The sequence below is a fragment of the Elusimicrobium sp. An273 genome (assembly GCF_002159705.1).
Taxonomy (GTDB): domain Bacteria; phylum Elusimicrobiota; class Elusimicrobia; order Elusimicrobiales; family Elusimicrobiaceae; genus Avelusimicrobium; species Avelusimicrobium gallicola.
The window spans coordinates 1-17917 of record NZ_NFJD01000004.1 but is presented as its reverse complement, the minus strand read 5'-3'; the positions used below and the strand labels follow the sequence as shown (position 1 = coordinate 17917).

The window sequence follows — 17917 nt, the reverse complement described above, 5'->3', positions numbered from 1 at the left end:
GAAATGCAAAAAAGAACCTGTTTTTGCAAAAATTGGCTTTGCGGCTAAACCGACCGCTTTTGACGAAAAGAGCCTGTTTTGGCACAAACGGAAGCCAAAAATCTAACAAAAGCAATTAGGTTTTGTCAATACTTAAAGCAAAAAAAGCGTGCGTGGATTTGTTTTGCCTCTGTAAAATTTCATAAAATATACCTATATACGTATGCCAAGGAAAGAGGATTTTACGTTAGGAGACAAAATGAAAAATAAAAACCTTGAACCTATCGCCATCGTTGGTATCGGTGCGATTATGCCCGGAGCGTTAAACAAAGACGAATTCTGGAGCAACATTAAAGAAGGCAAATACTGCATTACTGAAATTCCTGCGTCGTACTGGGACTACAGACTTTTCTACAGCCCCGACCATAAAGCCGAAGATAAACTTTATTCCAAAATCGGCGGTTTTATTCCCCAGTCTTTCAAATTCAATTCCTTAAAATACCGCATTCCTCCGCAAATTGCCAAACAAATGGACACCGTGCAGCACCTGGCTATTGAAACCACGCGCATGGCGTTGGAAGATTCCGGTTACGATAAAAAAGAGTTTGACCACAACCGCACTGCGGTTATTATCGGCAACTCGATGGGTGGTATGAAAAACGAAATGTCCAACACGCGCCTCAACCGCCCGTTTTTGTATGAAATTTTAAAGAATACCCCGTCCTTTAAATCGTTGGCTCCGTCCGATGCACAAAAAATGCTGGAAGAAATGGATGCCGGCGTGCGCGAAAAATTCGCCCCGATTAACGAAGATTCCATGCCGGGCGAACTGGCCAACGTTATTCCGGGCCGCGTAGCCAACGTGTTTGACTTGCACGGCACCAACTTCGCGGTGGACGCCGCCTGCGCCACCTCGCTGGCCGCCATTGACCAAGCCGTAAACGGCCTGCGCATGGGCAATTTTGATATGGCCATTGCAGGCGGTGTAGATCAGATGATGTCTCCCTCTGCCTACATCAAATTCTGCAAAATCGGCGCTTTGTCCGAAACGGGTTCCTATCCGTTTGACGCCCGCGCGAACGGCTTTGTAATGGCCGAAGGCGCCGGGATGGTAATTTTAAAACGCCTCAGCGATGCGGTCAAAGACGGCGACCGGATTTACGCCGTCATCCGCGCCGTAGGGGCTTCTTCCGACGGGAAAGGCAAGGGCATTACCGCGCCCAACCCCAAAGGCCAGAAGCTGGCGGTCGAAAAAACCTTTGAACAATTGGACTACACGCCCGAAGCCGTAGGCTTAATTGAAGCGCACGGCACCGGCACCCGCGTAGGGGATGCGGTGGAACTGGGCGCGTTGACCGAGCTGTTTAGCCCGTACGTCAAACCCGGCTCCATTGGGTTGGGCAGCGTAAAAAGCCAAATCGGCCACGCCAAAGCGGCGGCGGGGATTGCTTCGTTAATCAAAACCTCGCTGGCCTTATATAATAAGGTGTTGCCGCCGTCCGTCAATTTTGAAACGCCCAACCCCATCGTGGATTGGAGCACCTGCCCCTTCCGCGTGATTACCAAAGCGGAAGAATGGCCGGGCGGCAAAATCCGCCGCGCCAACGTTTCCGCCTTTGGTTTTGGCGGCACGAACTTCCACGTGGCTATGGAAGAAATGAACGACAGCCTGCTTAAAAAGGCTGAAGAATCCAAACAACAAGTAACCGTTTCCGTACCGGTACAGGAGAAACCGACTATGACCAGCAGTAATTCGTATACCCTTCACGTTCCCGGGGAGAAAATCCAAAGCGATGTATTGACCTTCTCCGCTGCGACCAAGCAGGAACTTTTTAACGTGTTGGACAAGGCCCTTGTAGCCATTGAATACGATCCCACCTATTTGCCGAGCATTTCTTATAAAAACCACATTGCAAAACCGGCCAAATTTGCGGTAACCATCAATGTGGAATCGCCGGAAAAATTGAAAGAAAAAATCGCTTTCTTCAAAAAAACCGCCTCTACGCAGGACGTCTGGGAACAAGAATCCCTCTACCTGCGCATGAAAGGGATTTATCCGTTTACGCCTTCTGAAATCAAACCCAAAGTCTGCTTTATGTTCCCCGGTCAGGGTTCGCAGTATGTGGACATGATGAAGGACTTGGCTTCCAAATATAAAGTAGTGCAGGACACGTTTGACGAAGCCGACCGCCTGCTCTTAAAAATTATCGGCCAGAACCTGACCGACACCCTGTGGAGCAAACCCGGAGAAACGAAAGAACAAATCGCCGTGCGCGAAGCCGCCATTAAGAAAACCGAAATGACCCAGCCCGCCGTGCTGACGGCGGATATCGCCATGATGCGCCTGCTGTCTTCTTTCGGCATCAAGCCCGATGTGGTGATGGGCCACAGCTTGGGCGAATACGCGGCTGCCGTGGCTGCCGGTATTTTTGATTTTGAAAACGGTTTGAAAGCCGTTTGCACGCGCGGGAAAGTAATGTCCGAAATTAAAGTGGAAGACAACGGCAAAATGGCGTCCATCGCGGCCCCGGTAGACCGCGTGGAGCCGGAACTGGCCCGCATCAACGGATATGTGGCGGTAGCCAACAAAAACTGCCCGACCCAGACGGTCATCGCCGGCGCCAGCAAAGCCGTAGACGACGCCATCAAAATGTTTACCGATATGGGCATTCAGGCGGTGCAGATTCCCGTGTCGCACGCGTTCCACTCGGCCATTGTCCGCCCGGCCATGCCGCAGTACCGCGCTTTCTTGGACACGCTGACGTTCCACGCCCCCAAGATGCCGATTACCACCAACGTAACGGCGGAATTCTATCCGAGTGATCCGGAAAAAATCAAAGATTTAATGGTTACGCAGATTTCCCACTCCGTGGAATGGATTAAACAGCTGCAAACCACCTACGATTCCGGCGTGCGCCTGTTTGTGGAATGCGGCCCCAAACGCGTACTTTCCGCCTTGGCTTCCAACACGCTTTCGGACAAGAAAGATATCAAAGTGTTGGCTTCCAACCACCCCAAGAAAGGCGGCATTGTGGAATTTAACGATTTGTTCGCCAATTTGATTTCTTCCGGCATCCACTTGGATTGGAAAGGAACCGATATGTACGGCGACAATTCCACCTATAACCCGGCGTTTGTAAACTGGGTAACCGGCAATGCCACCCCCACGGAAAAAGCCGCCGGCACCGTGAAAGAAAATACGGTCTGCGCGTGCAAAGTGGGGGCCAATGCGGCCGCGAACGGAAACGGCGGTAAAAAATCCGTCGTCATCAGCGGTATCGCCGCGGGCGGCCCCGGCAGCTGGGATAAAATTTTCCGCGAAGGCGTGCTGGACGAAATCCTCTCCGGGCGCAATATGATTGAGCCCGTCAGCTCGGAAATCCAGCAGAAACAGATTGATAAACATGTGGAATTCGTCATCAAATCGCCCGACGGCAACCACCGCATTGAACGCTTATCCTCGCCCATGCAGGCCATCAAATTGGCGGCCAAAGGCGGCGCGTTTGATTTGGAAAAAGAATTCGGTCTGCCCGCCAAATGGGTGCGCTCGATGGATCGCAGCTTCCAGCTGGCGATTGCCGCGGGCATCCTGGCGCTGAAAGACGCGGGTATTCCGCTGGTGCTTTACTACAAACCCACCTCTACGGGCGGCTACCTGCCCGACCGCTGGGGTCTGCCGGCCGATATGATTGACGAAACGGGTGTGATTTTCACCTCCGCTTTCCCGGTGGCCAACAGCATGATGGGCGATTTGTCCAAACGCGTAGCGGGATTGCTCAACAACAAAACCGCCAAAGAAGTCCGCGCGTTCTGCGATAAATTTATTTCTCAAATTTCCGACCCGGCCTTAAAAGCCGAAATTGAAGCGTGGTATCAAGCCAACTTCAAAGACAAAGAAATCGAGCCGGAAGCGTTTACGTCCGAATTTATTTTAAAGACGATTATCATCGCCCACTCGCATTTCTGCCAATGGATCCGCGCGCGCGGCCCGGCGACGGCGCTGAGCGCGGCCTGTGCTTCCACGGCGCAAGCCATTGCCGTGGCGCAGGACTGGATTACCTTGGGCCGCTGCAAACGCGTCATCGTTATCAGCGCCGACGACCCGACCAACGACAATGTATCCGAATGGATTTTAACGGCGTTCTTGGCCTCCGGCGCCGCCACGACGGAAGCGGACGTTACCAAAGCCGCCCTGCCTTTTGACCGCCGCAGAAACGGCATGATTGTAGGCATGGGCGCGGTTTCGCTGGTGGTGGAAGAAGAATCCGAAGTCGCCAAACGCGGCATGAAACCCTTGGCCAAGCTCTTGGCTACGGAAATTGCCAACAGCGGTTTCCACGTAACCCGCTTGGATGTGGCGCATGTGGCGCAAGTGATGAACCGCTTGGTTTCCCACGCGGAAAAAGAATACGGTTTGAACCGCTCCGACATTGCCAAACAATTGGTATTTATCTCGCATGAAACGTACACCCCCGCGCGCGGCGGTTCCGCCAGCGCCGAAGCGTACGCTTTGAAATCCACCTTTGGCAAAGACGTCAGCAGTGTCATCGTCAGCAACACCAAAGGATTTACCGGCCACTCCATGGGCGCCGGTCTGGAAGACGCCATCGCCGTACGCTGCCTGAACACGGGCCTCGTGCCGCCGATTGCCAACTTCAAAGAAGCCGACCCGGAACTGGAAGGCATTACGCTTAGCAAAGGCGGCCATTACAACTTTAAATACGCCTTGCGTTTAGCGGCGGGATTTGGCTCTCAATTAGGGATGACGTTACTCGAAAAAATGTGGCAGGAAGGCGAACCCCGCATTACCGACGAAGCCAGACACCAGGCTTGGCTGAAAGAAATTTCCGGCCAGCAAGCCCCGGTGTTGGAAGTGGTGCAGAATACGCTTCGCATTAAAGACAACTACCAGCATGGGGTCAAACCCTCGCTTATTATGGAAGGCTCGCAAGCGTTTGTGGATAAGGTAAACGCCATCCACGCGCACGAAGCCAAAGCGGCGGCCGCTCCGGCGGCTCCTGCGGCGGTTGCTCAGCCTGCGCCGGTTGCACCTGTGGCCAAAGCCGTAGCGTTGGATGAAGCCACGGTTACCAAAGAAGTCGTCAAAATGGTAAGCGAAAAAACCGGTTACCCGGATGATATGTTGGATATCGACTTGGATATGGAAGCCGACTTGGGCATTGATACCGTCAAACAAGCGGAACTGTTTGCCGCGCTGCGCGAGCACTACGGCATTGCCCAGCAGGAAGGCATCCAGCTTAAAGACTATCCGACGATCCGCCACTGCATTAAATTTGTATTAGCCAACGCGGGCAAACCCGCGGCGGCCGCTCCTGTTGCGCAAGCGGCGGTTGCGCCTGCTGCACCGGTAGCTCCGGCTGTAACGCCTGCTCCGGCGGCGGTTGCTCAGCCTGCGCCTGCGGCCAAAGCCGTGGCGCTGGATGAAGCGTCCGTTACGAAAGAAGTGGTCGGCATGGTAGCCGAAAAGACGGGTTACCCCGAAGATATGTTGGATATCGACTTGGATATGGAAGCCGACTTGGGTATTGATACCGTCAAACAAGCGGAACTGTTTGCCGCGCTGCGCGAGCACTACGGCATTGCCCAGCAGGAAGGCATCCAGCTCAAGGACTATCCGACCATCCGCCACTGCATTAAATTTGTATTAGCCAACGCGGGCAAACCCGCGGCGGCCGCGCCTGCTGCGCCGGTAACCCCGGCGGCGGTTCCCGCTCCGGTCAGCGCGCCTGTAACGCCTGCCTCGGCGGCGGCTCCTGCGGCGAAGGCGGCCAACTTGGATGAAGCCACGGTCACCAAAGAAGTTGTTTCTATGGTAGCCGAGAAAACGGGTTATCCGGAAGACATGTTGGATCTGGACTTGGATATGGAGGCCGACTTGGGCATTGATACGGTCAAACAAGCCGAACTCTTTGCCGCAATGCGCGAACACTATGGCATTGCCCAGCAGGAAGGCATCCAGCTTAAAGACTATCCGACCATCCGCCACTGCATTAAATTTGTATTAGCCAACGCGGGCAAACCCGCGGCGGCCGCGCCTGTTGCTCAAGCGGCAGTTGCGCCTGCTGTGCCGGTAACCCCGGCCGTAACGCCCGCGGTCAGCGCGCCTGTAACGCCTGCCCCGGCGGCGCCTGTTGCGCAGCCTGCGCCTGCGGCCAAAGCCGTGGCGCTGGACGAAGCAACCGTAACGAAAGAAATCGTTAAAATGGTAGCCGAAAAGACGGGTTATCCGGAAGATATGTTGGATCTGGACTTGGACATGGAGGCCGACTTGGGCATTGATACGGTCAAACAAGCCGAACTCTTTGCCGCGATGCGCGAACACTACGGCATTGCCCAGCAAGAAGGCATCCAGCTTAAAGACTATCCGACGATCCGCCACTGCATCAATTTTGCGTTGTCCCATGCGGGCAAACCCGCGGCGGCCGCTCCTGCCGCGCAAGCGGCGGTTGCGCCTGCTGCGCCGGTAGCTCCGGCGGCGGCTCCCGCTCCGGTCAGCGCGTCTGTAACGCCTGCTCCGGCGGCTGTCAGCGCGCCCGTAACGCCTGCTCCGGCTCCGCAAGCGGCTCCTGCCAAACTCGCCAAGAAACCGGCCCATGTGGTTGCCGAACATATTGGCGTCCCGCAGGCCGATGCGTTGATCACCAACCCGACGGCGCCGATTGAAAAGCACTTCTCCCTGGCGGAACGCCCGGAACGGGAAGGCTATCAAGGCGAGCACTGCCACGAAAAGAAACTGCGCTATGTAACTACCGTGGCCGATGCCCCGCTGACGGAACGCGAAAACAGACGCTTGTCCAAAGACCGCACCATCCTGCTGTTTGCGGACAATTCGCAGCTGATCAAAGCGTATCAGGAAGAATTTAAAGAACTGGGCGTGAAATACCACGTGTTTACCACGCTCAAAACCCGCAGCAAAAACACGACCATTGTGAACTGGGAATCGTACGAAGAAACCGAAGCGGCTTTGAAAGATTACGCCGCCGAGGATCCCAATATCCAGGGGATCGTGTATCTGCTGGGCGCTTCTGTCAAGAAATTTGACAAGAAAGCCAGCCCGCACGCGGATTTAACCAAATACGTCATGCCGCTATTTATCGCCTTGCGCGTATTTGAAAAGGGCCTTGCCAACCGCCAAGACGCCGATACGTTCTTCGCGGTCAACACCAAGATTGACGGTACCTTTGGCTACACGACCAAAGACGAGTTCAACCCGATTGTCGGCGCGCTGACCGGCGGCACCACCTGCTTCCGCAAAGACGTGTACGAACGCACGGGCGCCATCTCCAAACTGATGGACTTTGAACCCACCGCCACGCCGGACGAAATGGCCCAGAAAACCATGGACGAAGTGCTCCACGGCGATATGCGCCTGATGATTGGTACGCGCGACAATGTCCGCTCCACCATCCTCTCGCTGCCGACCCGCCTGGACAGAAGCGTCAAACATTTTGACCTGGCCGGCAAGTCGATTATCTTCACCGGTTCCGGCCGCGGCATCGGCGCGATGCTCTCGCAGAAAATCGCCGCCCAGTACCACAGCAAAATCATCGTGTTGGATATCATTGAAATCCAAGACAAGACGCCGCTGTGGGCTTCTATGAACGAAGCCGAACTGGCCGCGCTCAAAAAACAAATCTGGGAAGACCTCAAAGCCGATAAGACCCAAAAGGCCACCCCGGTAATGTTGGAACGCGCCTTCGGACGGGTGAAAGATTCCATCACGCTCTACAACAACCTGCAAAAACTGCGCGACTTGGGCAGCGAAGTGGAATACTACCACTGCGACGTAACGAACTCCTCGATGGTCAAGGAAGTCTGCACCAAGATCAAAGCAAAAAACGGCCGCGTGGACGGACTCATCCACTTTGCGGGATTGGAACGCTCCAAGCTGATCTATGATAAAGATCCGGCGGAATACTACCGCATCTTTGACGTCAAAGCCACCAGCTTCGCTTCGTTCCTGGCCAACAACATCGTGCGCGACGACGGCTTCTTCGCTTTCGCCTCTTCCATTGCCGGCAAATACGGCAACCTGGGCCAGAGCGATTATGCCAGCGCCAACGACTACCTGGCCAAATCGGCCCTGTCCTTGTCCAACCAAGGCTACCGCGCCATCAGCATTGCCATGAGCGCCTACAAAAACGTGGGTATGGGCGTGCGCGCCGGCGTGGAAACCTTCCTGCGCTCCAACGGGGTGGACTTTGTAGACCCCGAAGACGGTATGCAGATCTTCTTGGACGAAATCGTCTACGGACAAGTGCCGGAAATCGTGCTCACGGGTTCGCTGGGCAGACTGGACTGGGATCACCAGCTGAAATTTGAATGGGAAGAAATCGGAGCCGACGAAGCCGGCTCCGACGACGCCCCCAAAGGCGGCACGCCCGCTGCGGCGGCGCCGGCGGCTTCCACGCCGGCTGCGGCGGTGGATGCGTCCAAAGCCACGCACTTTTTGGGCAATATCACTTCCCTTCAAAAAGGGGCCGAGATCCACTTGGAAAAAGAATTTAATTTAAATTCCGATCCGTACCTGGCAGACCACGCCATTGAAGGCACTCCGTATGTGCCGGGCGTGATGGGCATTGAAACGTTTATGGAAACGGCTACGGCGCTGACGGGCACCGTACCGCAGGGGCTGAAAGATGTGCACTTCTATCTGCCCATTAAGCTCTTGCGCAACCGCCCGCAGGCCGTGCGCGTCATCGGCAAAGCAAACGGCAATGAAGCTTCTATGGAAATTGAATCCGACTTTATCAACAGCAAAGGCGTCAAAATGGGCAACACCCGCAGACACTTTACCGCCAAAACGCTGGACGGGTTTACTTCCACCTGGAACGCCGTAAAAGCCGAAGCGATGACCGGGCTGACCGCCCCCATGAGCGTAAGCAAGGAAGAAATTTACCAAAAGTATTTCCACGGCCCGTCTTTCCAAGTATTGGAAGGCATTGTGCGGGTGGATAAACACGCTTCGTTAGCGGTTTATCACACCACCCCGCGCCCGCAGTGGAACGACGGCCCGCGCACCTTGCTGGCCAACCCCATGCTGATTGAAGCCGCTTTCCAATGCTGCGGTTTCCAGGATATGAGCATTGAACACAAAATGACGCTGCCCGACGGCATTGCCGAAGTGGCCGTGCTGAAAAAGGAACTGCCGCCCGCCCAGTTGTATTTGTACGGCGTCAGCCGCGGCAATACCGCCGATGGGAAAACCTTGCACGACGCGTATGTGTTTGACGCCCAAGGCGAAGTGTGGGTGGAAATCCACGGTTACCAGGCCATCGGCCAGTAACCGGCAGGGGCGAAATGTCCTGCCAAATTAAAGAAGTTGATTTGAACCGTCTGCCCCCGGCCGACGAAATCCTGAGTGAGCGGGAAACGGCGTTTTATCAAACGCTGCGTTTTCCAAAGCGCAGGGTGGAGTGGCTCGGGGGCAGATTTGCGTTAAAAGAGCTGGTGCACGCGCAAACCGGGGCGCCGATGCGCGAAATTGAAGTCCTGCCGCAGCCGGCGGGAAAACCCGTTTTGAGAGTGGCGGGGGAAAAAAGCGATTTGGCGTTTAGCATTACCCACAGCCAGGGCTGGGCCTTGGCCGCGCTGAGCGCGGAGGAGCCGTTTCTCGGCATTGATTTGGAAAAAATTGAACCCCGGCTGGACGCGTGGGCCAAAGATTTTTTCCACCCGTCCGAGCTTACCGCCGGGGGGGAGCGGTTCCTTACGGCGCTTTGGACGCAAAAAGAAGCGGTAGTGAAACTGCTTGGCACGGGCCTTTGCCTAAACAGTTACGACGTGCGCTGTATAGACGGAAAAACGTTTTTCTTTGGCCCGGCGCAAGCGGTTTATGCCCGTTTGGGGCGGCCCCGGATTACCCTGCAAACCAGCGAGCGGATTGCCGGATTTATGTTTACGGTCGCATCCGGGCACTGAGGCTTATTATTTAGTAAAATAAAAATATACAGATTTCGGAGGGACTATGATTGAACTTTTTGAGGATCCCAGCCAGGACAAGCCGTCAGACCAGCCTGCTCCGGCCAGCTTGGTAAAATTTAGACAAGTTTCCCAAGACGCCCTAAAGGGCGCCGGCGAGGCCCGCATCAAAGCCCAGAAAGACAAAGGCAAGATGACCGCCCGCGAACGTATTTCCTACCTGCTGGATAAAGACAGCTTTTTAGAAATCAAAAGTTTAATGGAAAGCTCCTGCAGCGATTTCGGCATTAAAGACAAACATATTAAAGGGGACGGCGTCATCACCGGTTTTGGCCGCATTAACGGCCGGGAAGTGGCCCTGTTTGCGCAGGATTTTACGCAGATGGGCGGCTCGCTCGGTTTGGCGCACGCCAAAAAAATCGCCGCGCTGATGGATCGTGCGATTGAAGCCAAAATCCCGCTGATCGGTTTGTTTGATTCCGGCGGCGCGCGTATCCAGGAAGGGGTGGACAGCTTAAACGGATACGGCGAAATTTTTTACCGCAACGTAAAAGCCTCCGGCGTGATTCCTCAGATTTCCGTCATTTTGGGCCCCTGCGCGGGCGGCGCGGCGTATTCGCCGGCGCTGACGGACTTTATTTTTATGGTGGAAGGAATCAGCCATATGTTCATCACCGGCCCGGGCGCCGTGAAGGCCGCCACCGGCGAAGAAGTGGATTTTGACACCTTGGGCGGTTCCCGCCCGCACAGCGAAAAGAGCGGCGTGTGCCAGTTTGTGGCCAAGTCGGAGCAGGATTGCTTCCGCCAAGTGCGCGAACTCTTGTCTTTCCTGCCGCAAAACTGCAACGAAAAACCACCGCTGGATACCACCAGCGATTTGGTGGAACGCAGCGTGCCAGTGTTGGAACGCGTGTGTGAAATGGATCCCAAAAAAGCGTTCCGCATCCACCACGTGATTTGGCGTTTGGCGGACGATTACGGATTTTTTGAAATCCACCAAAATTTTGCCAAAAACATTGTAACCGGCTTTATTCGGCTGGGCGGCCATGTGGTGGGCGTGGTGGCCAATAACCCGGCCTGCCTGGGCGGCGCGCTGGACAGCGACGCCAGCGACAAGGCGGCCCGCTTTATCCGCTTTTTAAACGCCTTTAACATCCCGCTTTTGACGTTGGTGGACACGGGCGGCTATCTGCCGGGCGTCCAGCAGGAACACGGCGGCATTATCCGCCACGGGGCCAAGCTTTTGTACGCCTATTCCGAGGCGTCCATCCCCAAGGTAACCCTGGTGCTGCGCAAAGCCTATGGCGGCGCGTACATTGCCATGGGTTCCAAATACCTGCGCGGCGATTTTAACTTTGCCTATCCCAGCGCGGAAATTGCCGTGATGGGCCCGCGCGGCGCGGTGGAAATTTTGTACTCGCGCGATTTGAAGAAGGAAGAGGATCCCGCCAAAAAAGAAGAAATGAAACAGAAATTGACGAAGGAATACTCCGACAAATTCGCCTCTCCGTATCAAGCCGCCACCAACGGTTCCATTGACGAAATTATTGAACCGGCGGAAACGCGTACGAAAATTATCCGTGCGTTTGAAGTGCTGAAAAACAAGCGGGATCCGCGCAAGAACCCGCACAAGGGAAATATCCCGCTGTAAAAATTCCGTTTAAAGAAAAACCCCGCCGAGTAATCGGCGGGGTTTTTTGTGATGGGCCGAAAAGACCGTTACCGCCCGCTTTCGTTTAACAGGGTGCGGATCAGCTGGGCAAACGTATGCTCCTGCAGCAGCCGCTCCAGCGTAAGGGGCATGCGGTAGCGCCAATAATGGCGGGGATTGGCGGGAACGTTGATGCGTTCTTCCTCGGGGTTGGGCGCGCGGAGCGCGTCGTCCATTGCCGTCCAATCCTGAAACGAAAACAAAGCCAGCATGGACGGGCTTTGCAAATGCATTTGCAAAATTTGTCTGCAGGTTTGGGCGTCTGCCTCTTGGGGCGCTTGGCCGGGCCGGCCCAGCACTTCGTTCCAAAAGCGTTGGGTCAGCGCGGGGGTTTCTTTCCACCAGCCCCGCAGAACGGACATATCGTGCGTGGACGGCGTAGCGACGGACAGATACGGATAGGTGCGCGTATCGGCAAAGGTTTGGCCCAGCCGCTTGGGCATGCGCTGTATTTCCAGCGAAAGCATTTGCAGCTCTTGCAGCACGCCGGGCACGCAGTCGGGCACCATGCCCAGGTCTTCCGCGCAGGCCAGCATGCGGGTGGCTTGCGTGATGGACGGCAGTTTTTGAAGGGCTTGTTCCTTCCAGAACTGGTTGTGGCGGCGGTAGAAGTATTCGTTGTACAGGCGCGTAAAGGCCTCTTTGTCGTGGGCGTTTAGCGCGCGGAAGGCCGAGTCCGTCAGGGCGCCGATGCGGGGATGATATTGAGACGGGTTTCGGTGGTCGGGCACGAACAGCACATTGGACACCAGCGCAAACAGGCCGTCTTTTAAGCGGAGCGTTTTTTCATCCGTTTTTCCGGCGAGAGCCGCCTCTATTTTGCGTTGGGTGTTATAGGCCGGCAGGGGCTCGTAAAGGCCGTCCGGCGTGCGGGAAAAGTATTTTTTCTTAGCGTCTTGGGCCAAATCGCCCAGCTTTTCAAACAAGACTTGTTCGGAAATGTACGGCCGCAGTAAATCCGGCGTAAACGCAAGGCCAAAGCGCTCTATTTCTTCGGGGCTGAGCGGCAGGGAAGGGGAAAACTGCCCCAAGAGGCCTTGCACGCTGTGCATCGGTATTTCCCAAATGCGGAAGAATCCCAGCACATGGTCAATGCGGTAGGCGTCAAAATACTGGGCCATATGCGTCAGCCGGTGCTTCCACCAGCGGTAGCCGTCTTGGGCCATGACGTCCCAGTTATAGGTGGGGAGCCCCCAATTTTGACCGGTGGCGGAAAAATCATCCGGCGGTGCACCCGCTTGAGCGTTGAGGTGGAACAGGGCGGGTTCCGTCCAGGCTTCTACGCTGTGGGGGGAGATGCCGATCGGAATGTCGCCTTTTAAAATAATTCCTTTTTGCCGGGCATAGCGGGAAGCCTGCAAGAGCTGCGTGTGCAGCAGGTATTGCACGTAATACCAAAAACAGACGTCCGAATAAGAGGCGGAGCGGGGCGCGCAGAAAGCGTCTAACTCGGCCGGGGAGTAACGCGAAAAACGGGGCCAGGCGTGGAAGTCTGCACTGTGGTATTGGTCGCGCAGGACGCAAAACATCGCGTACGCGCGCAGCCAATGTTTGTTGGCTTCATAGAAGGCGGCAAACGGGCGGGAGGCCAATACCTTTTTCCCTTCCTGTTTAAAAGCCGCTTGCAGCCAGGCCGTTTTGAGTTGTAACACCGCTTCGTAATCCACTTGCGAAAGGGTGTTAAGCGTTTTGCGTTTTTTTTCAAATTCTTTTGCGGTTTTTTTGTCCAAGGGCGGTAATTGCCGCATATCGGCGTAAAGCGGATGCAGCGCATAGACGGAAATGGCGCTGTACGGATAAGAGTCCTGCCAAGTACGGGTGGCGGTGGTGTCGTTTACCGGCAACAGCTGCAAGACGCGCTGGCCTGTGGCGTGGGCCCAGTCGGCAAGTAATTTCAAATCGCCAAAATCCCCTATGCCGCAGCTTCCTTCCGAGCGCAGCGAAAATACCGGCAGCACCGTGCCCGCCGCCCGGAAAAATTGCTCTTGCCCAAATAAGGGGCGCAGGTCGTTTTCTGCCCAGACTTGCCCATTTTTTAACTTGGGTTCATACAAGCGGCGGTTGGGCCCCTGTTCCCACAGCACGCGCTCGCCTTCTTTGACGATAAACTTATATTCAAACGGATATTCCAATTGGTCGGCGTTTAGCGCAATTGTCCATTCGTTGGGTTCTCCTTCCGTCAGTTCAAGCGCGTGGGCCGGGTTCCAGTTTCCGGCGGCTTTTGAAGCGCCGCATAAAAACAATTTTCCCTTGCCCGGCTGTGCCGTAACCGCGCGCAGCACCAGCGTGCGCGCAAACAGCGCAAGCGGACGGGACGGATTTTTGGCGCGGGGGAAAAACACTTCCGTGGCGGCGGAGGTGTAGAGCCAGGAAGCATACGGCAAATCGCGCCAGAAATCATGTAAAAAATACTGGGAAACGGACGGTTCCAGGTACAAGTGGCGCGGCACGGCCTGCCATTCGCTGCGCACGGTTTGCGCGCCGCGGCGTACTTCGTAATAATAGGCCAGTTCCGCCGGCTGTTTGAGCAGGAGCTGTATTTCACCCGTCCATTGTTTGCCGTCTTGGGTGGCAAGCGGAATGTTTATTTTCCGCTCGTTTGCCGAGGCGTGCGCACGGTACAGCAGCACATGCAGGCTTTCGCCCAAGCGGGTTTGGTAAGGAAGAGAAAAAGAAAGTTTCATACCCTACTCCTGCACGGCCGTTTTGCGGTCTTGCACCCAAAACGTAAAGGCGGCGGCGATAAATAAACTGATTCCTCCCACGCCTACGGCCGCAATGGCGCTGCCGTTAAGCAGGTGTTTCATAAACGGGCCGAAGAACAGGTTCACGCAGATTTGCGGAATCACGATAAAGAAGTTGAACACCCCCATATAGAAACCCATTTTTTCGGCGGGCAAGGCATTGGAAAGCATGGCATAGGGCATGGAAAGGATACTGCTCCACGCAATGCCAATGCATACCATCGGGAACACGAGCCCCATTTTGCTAAATTCCAACCCAAACAGCGTAAGGCCCAATGAGCCCAGCCCAATGCCGCCAATGGTCAAACAAGCGATGTGAATCTTCTTGGCGGAAAATTTGGTGGTCAGCCACAGCAAGGCAAACGCAAACACAAAGGCGACGCCGTTGTAAATGCCAAAGCAGGAGCTGCCCCAGTTGGCGGCCGTTTCGTATTCGGGCGTACCCGGAACGGCGTGGAAGACGCCGGAAGCAATGCCGGGGGTAAAGTATACCCACATCACCATAAAAGCCGCCCACGTGAAAAACTGCACCAGCGCCAAGCGGCGCATGGTGGAAGGCATACTAATCATCGCCTGCCACATTTCGGACAGGGTTTTTTTGAAACTGACGGTTTGCTTCTGTAATTTTTTGAAAGCTTCCATATCGGCGGGGGGATATTCGGGCGTGGTTTTAATGGTAGCCAAAATAGCAGCGAGCAGCACCACGGCCCCGATATAGAACGAGTATTTTACCGTGTCGGGAATATGGCCCAAGGGGGCTTGCGTGCTGACGCCCAAAGAGGTTAAAATCTGCGGCAAAAACGACGCGATCACCGCGCCCGCGCCAATCATCACGCTCTGCATGGCATAGCCGGTTTTGCGCTGGTCTTCGGGTAAAATATCACCCACAAACGCACGGAACGGCTCCATGCTTACGTTTACGGAAGTATCCAAAATCCACAACGCAATGACCGCCATCCAAACAGCCGAAGCCTGCGGCATTAAAATAAGCGCAATGACGGAGAAAATTGCCCCGCCTAAAAAATACGGGCGTCTTCTGCCCAGGCGGCACCAGGTGCGGTCGCTGAAATATCCCACCAGCGGCTGCACCAGTAACCCCGTTACCGGAGCGGCCAGCCATAAAAGCGGAATTTGGTCTTCCCGGGCGCCCAAGCGCGAGTAAATGGCGCTCATGTTGCCCATTTGCAAGGCCCAGCCAAACTGAATTCCAAAAAAGCCCAAGCACATATACATAATTTGCGTAAACGTTTTATGCGGACGTTCCGTATTCATATTCCCTCCGTAAAAATAGAGAACTACTTTCCATTATAACACTATTTTGCCGGCCGCCGTACAGAGGTTAAAACGGGCTGGAGCAAATGCGTAAAGTTTGATATTATGTTATATATGGAAAACGAGTCTTTAGACAGTGTAAACGAATACTTTAAACACCTGGGCAAAATTACGCAGGAAATAGACCGGGAAGAAATGGCCCGGCTGTGGAAACGCGCCAAAAAAGGCGATAAAGACGCCAAAAATAAAATTATGGAAATGAATTTGCGTCTGGTAATCCCGACGGCAAAACGCTTCCAGCGCCCCGGTATGGAACTGATGGATTTAATTGAAGAGGGCAACTTGGGCCTGATGCAGGCTATTGATAAATTTGAGCCCGAAAAAGGATATCGTTTTTCCACTTATGCCGTATATTGGATTGAGCAATATATCCGCAAATATATTGAAGAACAATCCGGCTCTATCAAAATTCCGTCGCACGCGTGGGGAAATTTAAAACGATGGTTCCGCGCGTGGAATGAACTCAAAGAAGCCAACGGACGGGATCCTTCGCTAAACGAAATGGCCGCGGAACTGAATCTGACGGCGCGGCAGGTAAAGTCCATTATGGATACGCTAAGCGCCGCCAAAGGGGTGGATTCGCTGACAACTTTGGTGCACGAAGAAGACGAAACCACGCTGGAAGATTTAATCAGCGACGACGGGAAAGGCAACCCGCACGATGTATTCCTTAAAAATGAGAATCAAGATACGATTAAAAAAAGTATGGAGGAACTCAACGACCGCGACCGCCAAGTGGTAATTATGCGCTACGGCCTGGCCGATAACGAGCCCAAAACCTTGGGTGAAGTGGCGGAAATTTTGGGCCTTTCGCGCGAACGCGTGCGCCAGATTGAAGAACGCGCCGTAAATACGCTGCGCAAAGAAGCGCAAAAAGCGGGTATTTTGGAAGTGTCCCCGGTGGATTTGCGCACCCGCAAACTGCACAGCGCCATGCGCCCGCGCTTAAAAACCAACATCTTGGGAGAAACGCAGGACAACAGCCCCTTGGCCCGCCTGCTTAAAAAACGCGCGGCCCTGGTGGCACAAGCCAAGGCGGACAAAAAAAAGGCCAAACAGGCTGCTTCCAAAAAAGCCGCATCGGCCCCTGCTTCTAAAAAAACGGCTTCCAAAAAGCATTCGGCGGTCTCTCAACAAAATAAAAAAACGGCTGCTAAAAAAACCGCTAAAACGGTTTTGAAAAAGGCCAAACCGGCTGCCCGCAAAACCCAAAAAACAGCCCGTAAAACAGCGTCCCGCAAGACTCGTTCCCACTGATTTTTTGCGCCCCCGTAGCTCAAATGGATAGAGCGGCTCCGTCCTAAGGAGAAGGTTGCGAGTTCAACTCCCGCCGGGGGTAGTTTCTCTCTCGCGTTTTAGCTGCCCAAAATACTTTTTGCTTCAGAACGTTTTGATTTTATGCCTGAAAGGAACTAAAGTATTAGTAAGGGGGAAAATTATGGAATTAAAAACAGATTGCTTTTTTCAAGCCGTACAAAACCGCCGCTCCCGCTATGCGCTGGAGGCCAAAAGCCCCATTGCGGACGACGAAATTATCCGTTTGGTGCAAGAGTCCGTCCGCCATGCGCCCAGCGCGTTTAATTCGCAGGGAACGCGTGCCGTCTTGCTTTTCGGAAAACGCCACAGCGAGTTTTGGGCGCTGGTGCTGGCCGAACTTCGCCGCCGCGTGCCGGCGGATAAATTTGCGCCTACGGAGCAAAAAATAGCTTCGTTTGCGGCCGCTTACGGCACGGTGTTGTTTTTTGAAGATTGGGACACGGTGGAAGACTTGCAGCGTAAATTCCCGACCTATCAGGAGAATTTCCCGCTGTGGGCTTATCAGGCCAACGCCTTGGCGGAGTATGTGGTATGGACGGCCTTGGAACAAGCCGGGCTGGGGGCCAGTTTGCAGCATTATAATCCGCTGGTAGACCAGGCGGTGCAAAAAACTTTTGATATTCCTAAAAACTGGAAATTAATTGCGCAAATGCCGTTTGGCACGCCTGCCGCTCCGGCCGCAGAAAAGACGTTTCTGCCAATAGAAACCCGGGTAAAAGTACTTCAATAATAGGAATTTAAAACCCCGCTTAAAGCGGGGTTTTTTGATGCAAAAAAGAGGGTCTTTGCAGGCCCTCTATATGGTTTCCGGACTATGAGTTTTTTATTCTTCTATATGCTGACATTTTTGCTGACTAATTATTAAACTTGGGGAGCAAAGCAACTACATCAA

Annotated in this window: 7 protein-coding genes and 1 tRNA gene; 6 read left to right on the top strand and 2 right to left on the bottom strand. The window is 54.4% G+C overall.

The window, feature by feature from the left end; translation table 11 throughout:
* Positions 1–238 precede the first annotated feature (238 nt).
* The 3 genes from B5F75_RS05690 to B5F75_RS05680 are packed head-to-tail and all read left to right on the top strand — an operon-like array spanning position 239 to position 11572.
* On the top strand, positions 239–9286 hold the full coding sequence (locus tag B5F75_RS05690) for a type I polyketide synthase (RefSeq protein ID WP_158093791.1): 9048 nt from the start codon (positions 239–241) through the stop codon (positions 9284–9286).
* A 14-nt stretch (positions 9287–9300) separates the two neighbouring features.
* Positions 9301–9921, top strand: a complete 621-nt coding sequence (locus tag B5F75_RS05685) for a 4'-phosphopantetheinyl transferase family protein (RefSeq protein WP_087288861.1) — start codon at positions 9301–9303, stop codon at positions 9919–9921.
* 46 nt (positions 9922–9967) lie between these two features.
* Positions 9968–11572 carry an acyl-CoA carboxylase subunit beta gene (locus B5F75_RS05680; protein ID WP_087288859.1) on the top strand — a complete coding sequence of 535 codons (1605 nt, stop codon included), beginning with the start codon at positions 9968–9970 and terminating at the stop codon, positions 11570–11572.
* A gap of 68 nt (positions 11573–11640) precedes the next feature.
* Here the strand turns inward: B5F75_RS05680 and B5F75_RS05675 are convergent, their stop codons facing one another.
* Positions 11641–14316: a 4-alpha-glucanotransferase gene (locus tag B5F75_RS05675; protein WP_087288857.1), complete on the bottom strand. Its 2676-nt coding sequence runs from the start codon at positions 14314–14316 to the stop codon at positions 11641–11643.
* Between the two features lie 3 nt (positions 14317–14319).
* Complete coding sequence (locus B5F75_RS05670) at positions 14320–15648, bottom strand: MFS transporter (RefSeq protein ID WP_204201212.1); 1329 nt, start codon at positions 15646–15648, stop codon at positions 14320–14322.
* Positions 15649–15762: 114 nt separating this feature from the next.
* Here B5F75_RS05670 and B5F75_RS05665 point away from each other — a divergent pair, with 114 nt between their 5' ends.
* From B5F75_RS05665 to B5F75_RS05655, 3 genes are all read left to right on the top strand, one after another.
* A complete protein-coding gene (locus B5F75_RS05665) occupies positions 15763–16965 on the top strand; it encodes a sigma-70 family RNA polymerase sigma factor (protein ID WP_158093790.1) in 1203 nt (400 codons plus the stop codon).
* 8 nt (positions 16966–16973) lie between these two features.
* Positions 16974–17047: transfer RNA gene (locus B5F75_RS05660), tRNA-Arg, on the top strand.
* A 99-nt stretch (positions 17048–17146) separates the two neighbouring features.
* Positions 17147–17755: a nitroreductase family protein gene (locus B5F75_RS05655; RefSeq protein WP_087288854.1), complete on the top strand. Its 609-nt coding sequence runs from the start codon at positions 17147–17149 to the stop codon at positions 17753–17755.
* Positions 17756–17917: the final 162 nt, after the last annotated feature.